We start from the raw sequence: 16713 nt of genomic DNA on the forward strand, positions 1-16713 counted from the left end.
TCGCTGCGGGGCAGCAGCACGTGCAGGATCTGCGGCGGCATCACGCGGTTGCCGTCCTGGTCGCCGACCGCCGCGCCGATCATCACCCACTGGCAGTGATCGGTACCCGACGAGAACGACCAGCGACCGTTGAGGATGTAGCCGCCGTCGGTCGGCACCGCGACGCCCATCGGCGCGTACGGCGAGGCCATCCAGGTGTCGGGATCCTGGCCCCACACCTCCTCCTGCGCCTTCGGGTCGAAGAACGCCAGCTCCCACGGGTGCACCCCGACGATGCCGGCGACCCAGCCGGTGGCGCCGTCCATCGCGCCGATCGCCATCGCGGTCTCCGCGAATTCACGCGGGTGCACCTCGAGGCCACCGTGGTTCTTGGGCTGCAGCATCCGGATCACACCGGACTCCCGCAGTCGCTTGGCGCTGGCGTCGGTCAGGCGCATCAGCTTGTCGCCCTCGACGCCGTCCGCACGGATCTCGTCCGCGTGCTGTTCGATCCGATCCAGGACCTGCCCCATGATTTCCCTCGTCTTTCGCTGATGATCCGGCGGCCTACCGTCGCCTGCTTTCGATCGTCCCAGCCGTCAGGCGGATGCGCCTTCGGTGCTCTTGCTCAGTGGGAGCGTATGCGCAGCGGCGTACTTCGCGGCCAGATATCCGAAGACCATCGACGGTCCGATCGTGGCTCCGGCGCCGGCGTACTCGTTGCCCATCACCGAGGCCGTGGTGTTGCCGGTCGCGAACAACCCCTCGATGGCCGTGCCGTCCGCGCGCAGCACCCGGCTGTTCTCGTCGCAGACCAGGCCACCCTTCGTGCCGAGGTCACCCGCCTCGCAGCGGATCGCGTAGAACGGCCCCTTGACGATCTCGTCCAGGTTCGGGTTCTTCATCGTGGGGTCCCCGTAGTAGCGGTCGTACGCACTGTCGCCGCGGCCGAAGTCCTCGTCCTTGCCGGCGCGGGCGAACCCGTTGAACCGCTCGATCGTGGCGACCAGCTTGTCGGCCGGGACACCGATCTGCGCGGCGAGCTCGGGCAGGGTGTCGGCCCGGTGCACCACCCCGGAGTCGTAGAAGCCTTGCGGGAACGGCATGTTCGGCAGCACCTGCGCGAACGGGTAGCGGTTCTTCGCCTTGGTGTCCATGACGAACCAGGCAGGCACGTGGCCGCCCTCGAGCTGGTCGTGCACGAAGTTCACGTACGGCGACGACTCGTTGGTGAACCGCTCGCCCTGGGCGTTGACGATCACCGACGGCGGGATGCAGCGTTCGGACACGAGCGGGATCACCGCACCCATCGGGTGGAACACCGACGGCATCCACCACGCGTCGTCCATCAGGTCCACCGCGGCACCGAGCTGCTGGCCGACCCGGATCCCGTCGCCGACGTTCTCCCGCGCACCCGCGCTGATGTTCGCCCGCCCGTGCTCGGGAAGGTACCTGTCGCGCATCTCCTGGTTGTGGTCGAAACCACCGGTCGCGAGCAGCACCCCACGGCGCGCTCGGATCCGGACCGTCCTGCCCTCACGCTCGGCGACCACACCGATCACCGCGCCGCGCTCGTCGGTCACGAGTTCGGTCATCGAGGTACGCAGCCACAACGGCACACCCGCGTCCTTGAGCACCATCCGCAGCCGGGCGACGAGCGCACGGCCACCGGTCGACATGTGCCGCCGCCGAACCACGTTCGACGCAACGCGCCACGCCGCGACCATCGACGCCCGGCGGCCCGCCCAGGTGCGCTTGACCATCGCCAGGTCGTGGTAGTCCTTCGACGTCACCCAGAGTCCGAGCGGACCCTTCATGCTGTTCGGACGCTGGAACTGCTCGTCCTCCTTCAGCTTTCGGGTGTCGAACGGCAGACACTCGATGGTGCGGCCGAGCGGGCTGCCGCCCTCCTCCTCCGGGTGGTAGTCGGAGTACCCCTTCACCCAGTACAGCTTCATGTGCTTGCTGCGGTCGAGCAGCCCCATCAGCTCGGGGCCGTTCTCGACGTAGGCGTCGATCCGTGCGTCGGACACCGTCCCCGCGGTCAGGGTGCGCAGGTAGCGGCGGATCGCGCCCGGATCGTCGACCATACCCTTGCGGGTGAGGGTGGGGGCGTTGGGAATCCAGATGCCGCCGCCCGAGATCGCGGTCGATCCACCGAACTTCTTGCCCTTCTCGATGATCAGGGTGTCGAGGCCGAGGTCGGCGGCGGCGATGCCTGCGGCCATGCCGCCACCGCCGCTGCCGACGACCAGGAAGTCGACGGCGGTGTCCCAGGCTTGTTCCGTCATCGAGTGGTGTCCGCGCGACGCAGGAAGGCCAGCACGGCGGAGGTCCAGGCGTCCTTGGCTTCGATCATCGTCCAGTGCCCGCAGTTCGGGAACACGTGCAGTTCGGCGTTGGGGATGTCGCGCATCGGGAGCATCGCCATGTCGACCGGGCTGACCCGGTCGTCGCGACCCCAGGTGAGCATCGTCGGGGCCGTCACCTTGTGGAGCTGCGCCCAGTACGGGGTGACGTCGGAGGCCTGCGCGGCGGCGGCGTTGGCCGCGAAGGCCTTGCTGCCGTACATCCGGGCGGCGATCTCGAGGGTGAGCGGCTCTGTGGCCAGCTCCCAGCGCTCCTCGATCAGCTGCTCGGTGACCACCGCCGGGTCGTAGACCATCGAGTGCAGCCACCGGATCAGGCCCTCGCGGGTCGGGTTGTCGGTGAACTCCATCAGCAGCTTGATGCCCTCACCGGGGCCGGGCGCGAAAACGTTCTTGCCGACGCCGCCGATGGTGACCAGCTTGTTCACCCGCTCCGGCGCGTTGATCGCGACGGTGGTGGCGACGATGCCGCCCATCGAGTTGCCGATCATGTGCACCGGTTCGTCGATGCCGAGAGCGTCGAGGAACACCCCGACCGACGCTCCGGCCATCACCAGCGGGTGCCCGTCCCCGGGGTCGCTGACGCCGAAGCCCGGAAACTCGAGCACCAGGCACCGGAAGTGCTCGGCGAAGTCGGCGAGGACGCCGCGGTAATTGCGCCATCCGGTCACGCCGGGTCCGGAGCCGTGCAGCAGCAGCAGCGGCGGGCCGTCTCCGGCCTCGTGGTATCGCAGCACTCCGAGGTCGGTCACGACCTCCCTCTTCGTGGACTCGTAGGTGAGTTCGCTCGTCATGGACCCGACGGTGCCAGTCCAGGTGGGTCGCGGGCAGGTGAATTCCCGATCAGCGAGATCATCCGGCATGGTGTGCGGTGCCGTCGCCGAATCCCGCGGCGCCGCCTCGGCCGCCGAACTCCCGGCCCCGATGTGCCCCCGCGACTACCATCAGGTGCATCCGTCGACATGGATCGGAGCCGAGATGGCGAAGATGCTGAAGTCCCTGACCGACGACGAATTCCTGCTCGTCCGCGACACCAGGAAGACGCGGATGGCGGAGCTCGACGAGGACGACCTGATCGCTCTGCACAGTCGCGTGCGCAAGCACCGCAACAAGTACGTGAAGCTGTACCACCGGGCGGGCGCGAAGAAGGTCGTGCAGAAAGGCGCCCGGGGCGCCGCGAAGGCCGCGAACAAGCACAACGCCCGCAAGGCGGAACTCTTCGAGGACGCCCTCGCGCGGGTCAGCAGGCGCCTGGCCGTCGTGGCCGAACAGACCGCGCTCGAACTCAAGCAGGAGCGGCTGGCCCGGGCCCGCAAGGACGCCCCGTCGTTCGGCGGTGTCGACACCGACGGCTCCCGGGTGCCGTCCGAAGGCGTGATCCGCGTCGACCGCACCCGCGAGTCGCCGGGTCGGATGAAGTACGAGGCGTCGACGATCGCGGCCGGCGACCGGCGGCAGGCGAAGAAGGACAACCGCTGACAACGGGCACGCCGACGGGCCGGCCACAGCTTCCTGACCGGCCCGTTCTCGCCGCGCGGCGCTGACTAGATCCAGCCGCCGACCCGACCGCCGAGCACGCGGGTGCGGGCCTCCGGCGACCAGGTGTCGGCAGGCACCGGCTCCGCGGGCCGCACGGCCCGGCGTGGTGCCGCCATCTCGGGGTGGAGGGTGCGACCGATCTCCCGGGCCGCGTCGACGACGAGCGGTGCGACCCGTTCCAGCGGCGCGGTGCGCACGTCGCCGCTCAGCGACACCGCCGCGACCGGGCCCTCGGTGCCGCGGACCGCGGCACCGACACACGCGACACCGCGGGTCGACTCCTCCCGCTCGAACGCGAGGCCGCGACGCTGCCGGATCCGGTTCAGTTCGAGGTGCAGGGTGCCCAGCCCGGTGATGGTGTTGGCGGTGACCCGGCCGAGCCGGTCGCCGCAGACCGCGTCGACCCGCTCGGGGTCGAGCCAGGCGAGCATCGCCTTGCCTGCGGCGGTCGCGTGGGCGGGCAGCCGGCCGCCGACCCGCGACGGGATCGCGGCCGCCATCCGGCCGCCGACCTTGTCGAGGTAGACGATCTCGTGGCCGTCGAGAACGGACAGGTGCACGACCATGCCGGTCTGCAGGTGCAGCTCGTGCAGCAGCGGCGCGGCCGCCTCGCGGAGCTCGGCCTGGCCGCTGTCACCGCCCGTGCCGAGTGCGCGGCGGCCGAGGCGGTATCCGAACGACGCGTGCTCGACCCAGTTCAGCTTCACCAGCGAGTCCAGGATGCGGTGGACCGTCGACCGCGGGAGGCGGGATCGGCACGCGACCTCTTCGAGAGTGAGCCGTGCGGCGCGACCGTCGAAGGCGTCGAGGATCAGCGTCATCCGTTCGACCATCGACGGCGGCACATCGCGGGTGGCCTTGGGGGTGGGCGCATCGGTGACGACCGTCATGGCGGCTCCTCCGGTCCGGTGGATCGCATGGATGGTCATCGTACGATCCACAAAACTGAAATGAATTCTGAAACTGTACCAAGCCTCGGGGTGATGTAGAACACTGTGTCCTGATTCGCGCGGTCCCGGCCACCGAGAGCGCCCGTAACCGGCCGACCGGGCCGGGGTAGAAAGCGGACGCGGGGTCCACCACGGTCCGGCGCAGTCCCCGACCGACGGGAGCGAGAAGGCATGCGAATCGGGATCGTCACCCCGGTGCTGATCCAGCACCCCGGCACACGGGCGGACTGGGAGGTCGGCGCCGGAATCGACGAGGTCGCCCGGATCGGCGAAACCGCGGATCGACTCGGATACCACCACCTGACCTGCAGCGAGCACGTCGCGGTGCCGACCGCTGTCGCCGCCGAACGCGGCGGGACCTATTGGGATCCCCTCGCCACCCTCGGCTACCTGGCCGCCCGTACCACCCGGATCCGGCTGGTCACGCAGGTCGTCGTGCTCGGCTATCACCACCCGCTCGAGATCGCGAAGCGCTACGGCACCCTCGACCGGGTCAGCGGCGGGCGCCTGACGCTCGGCCTGGGCATCGGCAGCCTGCGCGAGGAGTTCGACCTGTTGGGGGCGCAGTTCTCGGGGCGCGGCGAGCGCGCCGACGACGCCCTGCGCGCGTTGCGCGCCTCGCTCTCTCGACCGGAACCCGAGTACCACGGCGAGTTCTACGACTTCGCCGACGTGGTCGTACGACCGCACGCCGTGCAGGACACGGTGCCGCTGTGGATCGGCGGCCGAACCGCGAGATCCCTGCGTCGCGCGGTCGAGCTCGGCGACGGCTGGGTGCCGTTCGGGCTGCGACTCGACGACCTGGCCGCGATGCTCGAGGCAACCCCGCCGCGGCCGGACATGGAGATCGTGCTCGCGGCGCCGCGCCCACTCGACCCGGCCGGCGCGCCCGACGTCGCGATCCGGGCGCTGGCGCGGCTTCGGGACGCAGGCGCGACCGCGGCCGGCGTCACCATAGCCGCGACCGGCGTCGACCACTACTGCGACCAGCTGGCCGAGCTGAAGGAGCTCGCCGGCCCGCTCGGCATCGACTTCGACTGATCGACAACCGAAAGGAACACCATGACCGACACCTCCGAGCTCGTCGCCCAGCTCGCCGACCGCGTCCAGCTGCTCGAGGACAAGCTCGCGATCATGCACATCATCAGCGCCTACGGTCCGGCCGTGGACAGCGGATCCGCCGAGGCGGTCGCCGGACTGTGGACCGAGGACGGCGTCTACGACGTCGACACCGGATCGATGAGCGGCCGCGCCGAGATCGAGTCGATGGTCCGGTCGTCGAACCACCAGTCGTACATCCACGGCGGCTGCGCGCACCTGGTCGGGCCGCCGCACATCGCGATCGACGGTGACACCGCGGTCGCGACCTGCCACTCCCAGCTCGTCCTCCGCGACACCGAGACGGGCGCCAACCGGGTCGCGCGGATCACCGCCAACCGGTGGGAGTTCGCCCGCCTGAACGGGGAGTGGAAGGTCACCCTGCGCACCAACCGCCTGCTCGACGGACGCGCCGAGGCCCGCGACATCCTCGCGGCCGGCGTCACCGCGACCGTCTGACCGGGACACCGGAAGCCCCGGCGGAACGGTTCCGCCGGGGCATTCGCGGGCCGGGGTCAGCGGGGTGCCGCTTCGAGCGTGGCCTTCGCCCACCGGTAGTCCGCCTTGCCCGCGGGCGACCGCACGATCGCGTCGACCGCGACCACGAGTCGGGGCGCCTTGTAGCGGGCCACCTGGGTGGTGACATGGTCGATCAGCTCGTCCAGATCGGGCACGGCGTGCCCCTCACGCGGCTGGACGACCACGCCGACCCGCTGGCCGTACCGCTCGTCGTCCACGCCGGCGACCAGCGCGTCCATCACGGCCGGGTGGCTCTTGACCGCCATCTCGACCTCTTCGGGGAAGACCTTCTCGCCGCCGGTGTTGATGCACATGGAGCCGCGGCCGAGCAGCACGATGGTGCCGTCGTCCTCGACCCGGCCGAGGTCCCCGAGGATCGACATCCGCACGCCGTCGACGACCGGGAACGTGGCGGCCGTCTTCTCCGGGTCGCCCCAGTAGCCGAGCGGAACGTTGCCGGACCGGGCGATGTACCCGACCTCGTCCGACCCCGGCGTGACCGGCTGCATCCGCTCGTCGACGACCCGCACGGTCGGCTTGCCCGCGATCCGCATCAGCCCGTCGGCGCCGATCTCGAGGTTGCCGTCGACGCCGGACTCGGATGCCCCGAAGCCGTCCCGGACGGTGAGCTGCGGCAGGTGCGCGACGAGCTGCTCCCGCACTCCCCTGGAGAACAGCGCACCACCGGAGCCGACGACCAGCAGCGAGCTCAGGTCGTACTCGGCACCGTGTTCGACGATCGCGTCGGCGAGCGGCCGGGCCATGGCGTCACCGACCACGGTCAGCGTCATGACACGCTCGCGTTCGACCAGTGCGAGCGCCTCCCGCGCGTCGAACCTCGGCATCAGCACATGGGTGGTGCCGACGCAGAACCCGGTGAACAGCGTGTACAAGGCGGCGCCGTGGATCAGCGGAGCGGTCAGCATCCACGTCATCTCCGGGATGTGCGGGACCGCGGCCGCCACCGCCTCGGGGCCGGCGTACGGCTCACCGAACGGGTTCCCGCCGGTCAGGGCCGCGTGGAAGAAGTCCTCGTGCCGCCACATCACGCCCTTCGGCATCCCGGTGGTGCCGCCGGTGTAGATGATGAACAGATCGTCGTCGCTGCGCTCGGGGAAGTCGCGGTCGGCGGACTGCGCGGCGACGGCGTCGTGGAAGTCGGCGGCGGTGACGGCCCCCCAGTCGAGGTCCGCGGCCGGTCCGACGGTCAGGACGTGGCGGACGGTCGGGGTCTGCGGCAGCACCGCGGCGGTGGTGGCGGCGAACTCGCCGTCGGCGATCACCGCGACGAGTTCCGCGTTGCCGAACAGGTAGGTCAGTTCGGCGTCGACGTACCGGTAGTTGACGTTCACCGGGACGGCCCGGATCTTCAGGCACGCGAGCAGGGACTCGACGAACTCGATGCTGTTGCGCATGTACATGCCGACGTGATCGCCCGGCCCGACCCCGGCACCCACGAGGTGATGGGCGAGCCGGTTGGCTCCGGCGTCGAGTTCGGCGTAGGTCACGCGTTCGCCGGCGCACACGATCGCGGTGCGGTCGGGCACGCCGTCAACGGCTGCTTCGAACAGGTCGGCAAGGTTCAGCGACATCCAGGGTCCTTCTCGCGCAGTGTGATCGGGCGCCCAGACGGTGCCACAAGGCCCAGATGTGGGCCGGGTCACTCCCGGTCACCGGGATCGCGTCGAGGGTGGGACGACACCTTGCCGGGAAATAGAATCAATACTAGTTTTCGCCGCAGTGTCAGCGGAAGAACTGCTGCAAAGACCACAGGAGACAAACATGGGTGAATCCGTCAGCCTGGACGGCCGGACCGCCGTCGTCACCGGAGCCGGCGCCGGACTCGGCCGCGCCGAGGCCCTCGCGCTCGCGCAGGCCGGAGCCGCGGTCGTCGTCAACGACATGGGCCAGGCTGCCCACGACGTGGCCGAGGAGATCCGCACCGCCGGCGGCCAGGCCGTCGCCGTCACCGGCGACGTGTCCGACTGGTCACTGGGCGCCCGCATGATCGAGGAGGCCGTCACCCACTTCGGCTCCTTCGACATCCTCGTCAACAACGCGGGCATCCTGCGCGACAAGATGATCTTCAACCTGTCCGAGTCGGACTGGGACGACGTCATCCGCGTCCACCTCAAGGGCCACGCCGCCACCTCCCACGCCGCCGCCGTGCACTGGCGCGCGGCCGGCAAGGCGGCCGGCGGACCGGTCTACGGCCGCGTCGTCAACACCTCCTCGGAGGCGTTCCTGTTCGGCTCCGCCGGACAGCCGAACTACTCGGCGGCGAAGGCAGGCATCACCGCCCTGACGTTGTCGACCGCGCAGGGCCTGGCCCGCTACGGCGTCACCGCCAATGCGATCTGCCCGCGCGCCCGGACCGCGATGACCGCCGAGGCGTTCGGCGAGTCCGACGGCACGACGGCCGGACTCGACCCGCTCGCCCCCGAGCGGGTCGGCACCCTGGTCAGTTACCTGGCCTCCCCGGCATCGCACGAGATCACCGGTCAGGTTTTCGTCGTCTACGGCAAGATGGTCGCCCTGATGGCGTCGCCGAAGGTCGAGAACCGTTTCGACGCATCCGGTTCCGCCTTCACCGTCGAGGAGCTGGACCAGCAGCTCTCGTCGTACTTCACCGGCCGCGGGCAGTACGAGACCTACTCCGCGTACGGCGTTGCCGAGCTGGAGAAGGCCGCGCTGGCGGTCGACTGATTCGAAGGAGCTGACATGAGGCTTGCAGGCAAGGTTGCGATCGTCACCGGCGGCGCCGGGGGCATCGGCCGAGGCATCGTCCGAGCGTTCGCGAAGGAAGGCGCGAAAATCCTGTTCGTCGACATCAACGACGACGCGGGCACGGCGCTCGAGGACGAACTCGGCGGCGCGGGACGGTACCTGCACGCGGACATCTCGAAGGAGGAGAGCGCGGCGACGATCGTCGCGGCCGCGGTCGAGGCGTTCGGCAAGGTCGACGTCCTGGTCAACAACGCGCACGCGTCCCGGCAGGCGCCCCTGCTCGAGACCACCCAGGAGATGCTCGACCTGTCGTTCGGGACCGGCTTCTACCCGACGTTCTGGCTGATGAAGGCCGCGCACGCCCAGCTCGCCGCGAACGAGGGGTCGGTGATCAACTTCGCGTCCGGCGCCGGTCTGGAGGGGCAGCTGACGCAGGGCTCCTACGCCGCCGCGAAGGAGGCCATCCGCGCGATCAGCCGGGTCGCCGCCAACGAGTGGGCGGCCGACAACGTCAACGTCAACGTGATCTCCCCGCTGGCACTCACCGAGGGCGTCAAGGCGTACGTCGAGGCCAACCCCGGTGTCGAGGAGGTGCTGCTCGCGAAGACCCCGCTGCACCGATTCGGCGACCCCGAGTCCGACATCGGACGGGTCGCGGTGTTCCTGGCCAGCGAGGACGCGAGCTACATGACCGGCCAGACCCTGATGGTCGACGGGGGCAGCATCAAGCTGCGGTGACGCGCCGAGAGTCCCCGAGGTCCCTGCCGGGACCTCGGGGACTCTCGCATCGGTCGAGCCGTCTCAGCAGGTCTGCGGGGTTTCCTGCCCGTTCAGGAGGGCAGTGGTGAACGCCTCCGCGTCGACCAGCGACGCTTGCACCGCCGCGCGGTGGTCGGCACCGTCGTAGGTGCGGTAGTCGATGCGAGTTCCCTTGCCGCACAGTTCCTTCACCAGCGCGTTCGTGGCGGCGGGGGTGACGAGCTGGTCGGCGGTCCCCTGCGCGACGAGCAGCGGCACCTTCGGCGCAGCGTTGGAGGGCTCCTGCGCGGCCAGATACGACGTCCACGGACCGAGATCGGCATCCGGTCGGATCGCCTTGTCCACCGGAACCGACGGCACGGCCGCGCGGATGTCGGCGATGCAGCCGCGCCGGGCCGCGGTCATCAGCGGCGCCGCAGCGTCGGTGACGATCTGCTCCGGCTTGACGGCCGGGTCGGCGGCCGCTGCACCGAGCAACGTGATCGGCAGGAAGGCCAGCGCGGGTGCGATGGCCGGATTCCCGGACTTGATGTACGCGGGAGTCTGGCTCAGCCCGCTCCCGGGGGCGACGGCGATCGCGCCGAGCAGGGACAGTTCGGGAGCGCGGCCCACCGCCTGATCGGACGCGCTGACCGTGGCCGCGCCACCCTGGCTGTGTCCGCCGACGAACCATTTGCTTCCGACACCAGCATCGAGATGCCTTGCTGCCCTGACGATGTCGGTCACCGCGTTCGATTCCGAGGTCGCGTTGAGGTAGGTGTGGTCTCCGGGCGTTCCCATGCCCTCGTAGTCGGTCTGGACGACCACGTAGCCCTTCTTCACCCAGTCGTCGAGAGTGGCGCTGACGCTGCCGACGTAGTCGTGCACCGCGCCGTCGACGGTGTCCCCCGAGGGCGCGCAGGTGTCCGCGATGCCGGTCGTGCCGTGCGCCCAGCTGATCACCGGCCAGCCGCCTTCGGGCGCCGACCCGTGCGGGAACGCCACCGTCCCCGACACCACGATCGGCGTGCCGTTGCCGTTCTCCGACGCATAGGTGATCAGCTCGCTTCGGCCCGCACTCGGCAGCACGGCGGCGTTGGTCAGGGGCGCAGTCGAGAGCACGTCGCCGGCCTTCGGGGTGGCCGGCGCGTCGGCGTCACCGCCGGACGAGCAGCCGGCCAACGCGATCGCGGCGACCGCGAATCCCCCTATCATGCGGACGGGAACAGCAGCAGGAACCAAACGCATCGACAACCTCCGAACGGGTACGAGGAACTCGCCTCGGAAAAGAATTAAGAAGGGTTTCTTAGTACCGTGGCGCCGACACAGCAGTCAAGAGGCAAGGACACATTGGTTCAGGCGGCCGAACGCCTGGTCGCCGAGCGCGGACTGCACGGTGTCCGCGCCAGCGAGGTCGTCAAGGCTGCCGGACACCGGAACAACTCGGCGATCACCTACCACTTCGGCACCTGGGAGAACCTGCTGATCGCGGTGTGGGAGTCGCACACGGTCCGCGTCAACGCCGACCGGTCGGCGTTGATCGCCGCGGCCCGCGCCCACGACGGGTTCGACCTGCCCACGATGGTCCGCGCGTACGTCGAACCGCTCGTCGCGGACCTCGACCGGCACCGGCCGAGCTACTGGGCGCGCTTCTCCGAGCAGTGGCTGGCGACGATCCGGCTCGACTTCTTCCGCCTCGACGAGCAGGCCGCGGCCGACCAACCGCACGTCGAGTCGGTGATGGTCGTGCACGAGCTGTTCACCGAGATCGCCGCCACCCTCGACCACCTGCCGCCGGAGGCACGGACGCGGCGGGTCGCGCTGATGTCCCGGTTCGTCATCGCGGCACTCGCCGCCTGGGAACGCGAGGGCAACGAGGCGCAGCCACTCGACGATCTCGCACGCGAACTCGTCAGCACCGCCGTCGCGCTGCTGCGGGCACCCGGGGCGTTCTGAGCAACCCCACCGCCGGGTCGCCGGGCGGTGGTGCGCAGATCCGTGTGCAGCGGTCGGCGGCGACGGAGGCCGGATGGAGGTGCTCTGTGCCGCCGACGACCGGCGTCGGCCGCGCTCCACCGACCCGTCGCCTCCCGGCGAACCTGCATCCGGCGGCCGCCCCGAACGGGCGGGCCGCCGGCACGGGAACGGCCCACCGGTGCCGCCGTCAGCTGTAGTCGTAGAAGCCGCGGCCGGACTTACGACCGAGGCGACCGGCGTCGACCATCCGGCGCAGCAACGCCGGCGGCGCGTAGTGCGGCTCGGCGAACTCGGCGTACAACGACTCCGACGCCGCGAGCGCGACGTCCAGACCGACCGTGTCGAGCAGCGTCAGCGGACCCATCGGGTAGCCGCAGCCACCCTTCATCGCCGCGTCGATGTCCTCGGCGGTCGCGTAACCCGACTCGAGCATCCGCACCGCCTGGCACAGGTACGGGATGAGCAGTGCGTTGACGATGAACCCGGACCGGTCCCCGGCCTGCACGGTGGTCTTGCGCAGCGTGTTCTTCGCGTAGTCGGTGACCGCGGCGGCGGTCTCCGGGGCGGTGACCAGCGTCGAGATGATCTCGACCAGCGGCATCACCGGGACCGGGTTGAAGAAGTGCACGCCGACGACCCGCTCGGGACGCTGCGTGGCGCCCGCGACCTTGATGACCGGGATCGAGGAGGTGTTGGTGGCGAGGATGCCGGACGGCTTGACGATCTTGTCGAGCTTGCCGAAGATCTCGTACTTCAGCGCCTCGATCTCCGGGGCGGCCTCGATGACGAGGTCGCGGTCGGCGAACTCCTCGATGTCGAGGGTCACGCGGACGCGCGCGATGGCGGCGTCGGCCTCCTCCTGGGTGATCTTGCCCTTCGCGACGCCGCGGGAGATCGACGACGCGATCCGCTCGGTCGCGGCGTCGGCGAACTCCTGCTTGGTCTCGAGCACCAGGACGTCGCTCCCGGCCTTCGCGCACACCTCGGCGATGCCGGCACCCATGGTGCCGCCACCGATGACTCCGATCAGCTCCACTGTCATCCCTCCAAACCTGAACCAGCCGTCACACGACGGCGCCATCGTCGAAATCGGCCAAAGCATCACTCACACACCAGAACCCACCGCCGCACACGCGTGCCACCACTCGGAGCCCACCTGGAAAGAGGGTTCACCCGGGCAGGCGCCTGCCGTGGTCACCGGCGTTGATACTCTTGGCGAACACCCGGTCGGCAGAGATTCAGACCACCCGTTGCACCCCCGGGTGTGGTCGTGCTCATCCGGGCCGGGTACCTGCCTTCGCGAGAGTGAAATGCGGGTGGGAGTCCACTCCGGAACCACAAGGTGCCCGGTTCGGCATCAGGTGCCGGGTCCTTTCCGGGTGCGGCTTCTGTCCGATCCCCGTTCGGACTGCTCCGTCAGGGCCGCGTCGAGCAGCGATGCACCGGCCGCCTGCAGTTCGGCGATCCGTGCGTTGCGCCGCGTCAGCTCCGCGTGGCTCTGGACGGCGAAGCTCCGGGCAGCCGGATTCAGCGACCCGGGGCGGTGCACGATGCCGAACGGCGTCCGGATCTGGGGATCGGTCTCGACGACGACCGCGCCCAACCGGTGCGCGGCCGTCGCCATCCGCAGCGGCAGGAAGGCGCTGACGGCGCCGTTGAGGACCAGCGTCATCTGCGCGTGCCGGTCCGGCATCTGGGCCCGGACCAGTGGAAGCACCGACTCCCGACGCAGCATCGAGGTGACGAGGTCGTTCTCGCGCAGCGCCGAATTGCTCACCACCAGTGGTACATCCCCGAGCCGCCTCAGCGCGAGCGGCTGCACCGGGGGAGGGGTCCTGGGCGGCATCACGAGCAACAGCCGCTGGTCCCCCAGCTCGATCCGCTCGAGGTTCTCGGTCGGAACCGGAAAGGTGGTGAAGCCGAGCTCGCAACGACCGGCGAGCACCTCGTCGCACAATTCTCGCGCGCCCGGGAACTCCAGCACGTCGATCCGGATCTCGGGGTGGAGACGCGTGAACGAGGCACTCCACGCGGCGACCGCGTCACTGGACATCTCCGGCATCGTGCCGATCGTGACGGACCCGACCTGCAGTTCCCGGGCCCCCCGCATGATGTCCTGCGCTGCGACGAGGTCACCGAGCACCTTCCGCGCCGGCTCCACGAGCAGCTGACCCGCCGGATTGAGGACGAGGTTACGGCCGGTCCGGTGGAACAGGCTCAGCTTCAGCTCACGTTCGAGCTGACGGATGCCCTGCGAGATGGACGCCTGCGCGACCTGCAGGTGCTGAGCCGCCCGGTTCACCCCCTGGTGCTCGACAACGGCAAGGAAGTACTCGAGTTGTCGGATATCCACAGCGTCAATCTTCCCTCCACCCACGGCGGACCGGCGTAACCGCGGCGTCAGACGCGATAGGAATCCGGCAGTGCGCCGTCGGCCCCGACCTGCTTGATCATGGCCTTGGCGAGGTTGCGCTCGTGGATCGGCGAGGAGCCCTCGTAGATGCGCAGCGCCCGGACGTCTCGCCACATCCGGGGGACGGGGTGCGGACCGACGATGCCCTCGCCGCCGAGCAGCTGCACGCAGCGGTCGGCGACGCGGCCGGCCATCTCGGAGCCGTACAGCTTGGCCGCGGCGATCCGGTGCCGCGGGATCACGCCCGTGTCGAACGCCCGCGCGCTCTCGATCGCCAGGGCCCGGCCGGCCTCCATCTCAGCGAAGCTCGCACCGAGCATCGCCTGTACCGCACCGAGCTCGGACAGCGGGGACCCGAACTGGCTGCGCCCGATGAGATGCGCCGTCGTCTCCTCGAGCATCCGGGTCGCCTGGCCGATACAGGTCGCCGCGACGTGCATGCGCGCGTGGTTGATGCCGCGCAACGCCATCGTCAGCCCCTTCCCCTCACCCTCGGGACCGCCGAGCAGGTTCGCGGCGGGCACCTCGACTCCGTCGAGGTGGATCTCGCCGACCGGCGCCTCCGCATGCCCGTTCATGATGGCGGGCAATGCCGTTCGCACTCCGGGCAACTTGGCGTCCACGATGAAGGCAGAGACTCCCGCGGCGCCGGGCTCGGCCTCGTCGGTGCGCGCGAAGACGACGAACGCGTCCGCCCACGCGGCGTTGGTGATGTACCGCTTGCTCCCGTCGAGGACGTACACATCACCCCGACGCCGCGCGGTGGTGCGCAGGGCGCCCGCGTCGGAGCCCGCGAACTCCTCGGTGAGCGCGAACGCGGTCACCAGCGTGCCCGCCGCCATCGCCGGAAGCAGTTGGCGGCGCTGGTCTTCGGTGCCGTGATCGAGGATCGCCTGCGAGCACAGGCCGATCACCGTCGAGAAGCGCGAGCGGTACACGCACGACGCGCGGGTGAACTCGAACGTCAGCAGCACCTGCTGTTCCATCGACCAACCGAGCCCGCCGTACTCCCGGGGAATCGTGATCGCGAACAGCCCGAGCTGCGCCATCCGCTCGACGAGGCGGACGGGAACCTCGCCCGCCTCGACCATCTCGTTCTCGGCCGGGATCAGCTCGTTCTCGGTGAACTCGGCGATCACCTTCAAGTAGGTGGGGAAGTCATGGTCGAGAATCTCGGGGTTGATCATGAAGAGTGCCTTTCTATTTGACGTAGGGAGAAAGCAGGGGCGCCGACGACCCGACTGTCGAGCAGCGCGGCGACGGCCGAATCCGGGTAGCCGAGGTCACGGAGGACGGCGACGGTGTGCTGACCCACCACCGGTGCCGAGACGGAGGTGGTGCGGCGACGGCCGTCGAGCGTGAAGGCCAGCCCCGGACTGGTGTACCTGCCCCCGTCGGAGGTGGCGACATCGACGAGGATCTCGGACGCCGCGACATCCTTGTCGTCGACGAGATCGTCGAACGATCGGACTGCGCCGCAGACGATTCCGGCGGACTGCAACCGTTCGACGGCCTGGTGCCTGGTCATCGCGCCGAACGCCTCGGACAGCGCCGCCAGGAGCTCCGCGCGGTGCGCGACCCGCGCCGGGTTGTCGACGAACCGTGGGTCGTCGATCAGCTCCGGTCGGTCGATGAGATTGCACAGCGCAGACCACTTCTCGGCGGTGTAGGCGGAGAGCACGATCGTCCCGTCGGCCACTGTGACGACATCGGCGCCGGGCGCGACCAGCGCCTGTCCGTTGCCCTTGCGTCGCGGCGCCTGCCCGGTGAGCGTGTACTCGCCCCAGTTGGACGCCTGCATCGACAACGTCGCCTCCATCAGGGAGGTCTGGACGTGCGCGCCACGCCCCGTCGAGGTCCGCTGGAACAGTGCGGCGAGGATTCCGGTGGCGAGAGCGTTGGCCGCGGTGACGTCGGCGACGGGCAGGCCCAGGCGTTGCGGTTCCCCGTCCGCCTCACCGGTGGCGTACATGAGCCCGAACTCCGCCTGGGCGGCGATGTCGAGTCCCGGACGGCCACGCGACGGTCCGTTGACCCCGAACCCGGTCACGCCGCCGTGGACCAGCCGGGGGTAGCGCCTGCTCAGCTCGTCCGGGCCGATGCCCAGCCGTTCGGCCGAGCCGTGGCGGAAGTTCTGGACCAACACATCCGCCTCCGCCAGCAGCTTGTGCAGGATCTCCCGGCCTTCCTCTCGGCCGAGATCGAGGGCGATGCTGCGCTTGTCCCGGTTGTAGGCCTGCACCATCGCCTCGCCGAAGGTGCCGATCCCACGGGCCTGGTCACCGCTCAGGCTCTCCACCTTGAGCACGTCCGCGCCGAGATCGGCCAGGGTCTGGCCTGCGCCCGGCCCGGCGATGTACTGGCCGAGGTCGAGCACTCGAATTCCTGTGAGAGGCCCGCACAT

Annotated in this window: 16 protein-coding genes; 6 read left to right on the forward strand and 10 right to left on the reverse strand. The window is 69.9% G+C overall.

Annotation, left to right across the window (positions count from 1 at the left end; all coding sequences use genetic code 11):
• From ABD951_RS04200 to ABD951_RS04210, 3 genes are all read right to left on the reverse strand, one after another.
• A partial coding sequence (locus ABD951_RS04200) for an acyl-CoA dehydrogenase family protein (protein ID WP_486374948.1) occupies positions 1–512 on the reverse strand: 512 nt, incomplete at its 3' end.
• Positions 513–578: 66 nt separating this feature from the next.
• Complete coding sequence (locus tag ABD951_RS04205; protein WP_345342480.1) at positions 579–2270, reverse strand: FAD-binding protein; 1692 nt, start codon at positions 2268–2270, stop codon at positions 579–581.
• Positions 2267–3142, reverse strand: a complete 876-nt coding sequence (locus ABD951_RS04210) for an alpha/beta fold hydrolase (RefSeq protein WP_345342482.1) — start codon at positions 3140–3142, stop codon at positions 2267–2269. The genes ABD951_RS04205 and ABD951_RS04210 overlap by 4 nt, the downstream gene beginning before the upstream one ends.
• A 184-nt stretch (positions 3143–3326) precedes the next feature.
• Here ABD951_RS04210 and ABD951_RS04215 point away from each other — a divergent pair, with 184 nt between their 5' ends.
• Positions 3327–3827, forward strand: a complete 501-nt coding sequence (locus ABD951_RS04215) for a hypothetical protein (protein WP_345342484.1) — start codon at positions 3327–3329, stop codon at positions 3825–3827.
• Between the two features lie 65 nt (positions 3828–3892).
• On the opposite strand, the gene ABD951_RS04220 is transcribed toward ABD951_RS04215, so the two are convergent.
• The gene (locus ABD951_RS04220) at positions 3893–4777 is read right to left on the reverse strand and encodes an IclR family transcriptional regulator (protein WP_345342486.1); all 885 of its coding nucleotides are present in this window, start codon (positions 4775–4777) and stop codon (positions 3893–3895) included.
• A 231-nt stretch (positions 4778–5008) separates the two neighbouring features.
• Here ABD951_RS04220 and ABD951_RS04225 point away from each other — a divergent pair, with 231 nt between their 5' ends.
• A complete protein-coding gene (locus ABD951_RS04225) occupies positions 5009–5878 on the forward strand; it encodes an LLM class F420-dependent oxidoreductase (protein ID WP_345342488.1) in 870 nt (289 codons plus the stop codon).
• A gap of 21 nt (positions 5879–5899) precedes the next feature.
• A complete protein-coding gene (locus ABD951_RS04230; RefSeq protein WP_345342490.1) occupies positions 5900–6394 on the forward strand; it encodes a nuclear transport factor 2 family protein in 495 nt (164 codons plus the stop codon).
• Between the two features lie 56 nt (positions 6395–6450).
• On the opposite strand, the gene ABD951_RS04235 is transcribed toward ABD951_RS04230, so the two are convergent.
• The gene (locus tag ABD951_RS04235) at positions 6451–8046 is read right to left on the reverse strand and encodes an acyl-CoA synthetase (RefSeq protein WP_345342492.1); all 1596 of its coding nucleotides are present in this window, start codon (positions 8044–8046) and stop codon (positions 6451–6453) included.
• Positions 8047–8236: 190 nt separating this feature from the next.
• On the opposite strand from ABD951_RS04235, the gene ABD951_RS04240 reads away from it, so the two are divergent.
• Both ABD951_RS04240 and ABD951_RS04245 read left to right on the forward strand, forming a co-directional pair.
• Positions 8237–9160 (forward strand): 3-oxoacyl-ACP reductase, encoded by a 924-nt coding sequence (locus tag ABD951_RS04240; RefSeq protein ID WP_345342494.1) that lies wholly within the window; start codon positions 8237–8239, stop codon positions 9158–9160.
• 15 nt (positions 9161–9175) lie between these two features.
• A complete protein-coding gene (locus ABD951_RS04245) occupies positions 9176–9919 on the forward strand; it encodes an SDR family NAD(P)-dependent oxidoreductase (protein WP_345342496.1) in 744 nt (247 codons plus the stop codon).
• A gap of 63 nt (positions 9920–9982) precedes the next feature.
• Here ABD951_RS04245 and ABD951_RS04250 read toward each other — a convergent pair whose 3' ends face one another.
• Positions 9983–11134 carry a lipase family protein gene (locus tag ABD951_RS04250; protein WP_345342498.1) on the reverse strand — a complete coding sequence of 384 codons (1152 nt, stop codon included), beginning with the start codon at positions 11132–11134 and terminating at the stop codon, positions 9983–9985.
• 135 nt (positions 11135–11269) lie between these two features.
• Here ABD951_RS04250 and ABD951_RS04255 point away from each other — a divergent pair, with 135 nt between their 5' ends.
• Positions 11270–11875 carry a TetR/AcrR family transcriptional regulator gene (locus ABD951_RS04255; RefSeq protein WP_345342500.1) on the forward strand — a complete coding sequence of 202 codons (606 nt, stop codon included), beginning with the start codon at positions 11270–11272 and terminating at the stop codon, positions 11873–11875.
• 208 nt (positions 11876–12083) lie between these two features.
• Here the strand turns inward: ABD951_RS04255 and ABD951_RS04260 are convergent, their stop codons facing one another.
• The 4 genes from ABD951_RS04260 to ABD951_RS04275 all read right to left on the reverse strand — a co-directional run bounded on the left by ABD951_RS04260 (position 12084) and on the right by ABD951_RS04275 (position 16713).
• Positions 12084–12932 carry a 3-hydroxybutyryl-CoA dehydrogenase gene (locus ABD951_RS04260; protein WP_345342552.1) on the reverse strand — a complete coding sequence of 283 codons (849 nt, stop codon included), beginning with the start codon at positions 12930–12932 and terminating at the stop codon, positions 12084–12086.
• Positions 12933–13253: 321 nt separating this feature from the next.
• Positions 13254–14249, reverse strand: coding sequence for a LysR family transcriptional regulator (locus tag ABD951_RS04265; RefSeq protein ID WP_345342501.1), 996 nt, complete (start codon positions 14247–14249; stop codon positions 13254–13256).
• A 47-nt stretch (positions 14250–14296) separates the two neighbouring features.
• Entirely contained in the window at positions 14297–15496 is a 1200-nt protein-coding gene (locus ABD951_RS04270) for an acyl-CoA dehydrogenase family protein (RefSeq protein ID WP_345342502.1), read from the reverse strand.
• On the reverse strand, positions 15493–16713 hold the full coding sequence (locus ABD951_RS04275; protein WP_345342503.1) for a CaiB/BaiF CoA transferase family protein: 1221 nt from the start codon (positions 16711–16713) through the stop codon (positions 15493–15495). The genes ABD951_RS04270 and ABD951_RS04275 overlap by 4 nt, the downstream gene beginning before the upstream one ends.

This window comes from Rhodococcus olei (assembly GCF_039540555.1).
In the GTDB taxonomy this organism is placed as follows: domain Bacteria; phylum Actinomycetota; class Actinomycetes; order Mycobacteriales; family Mycobacteriaceae; genus Rhodococcus_G; species Rhodococcus_G olei.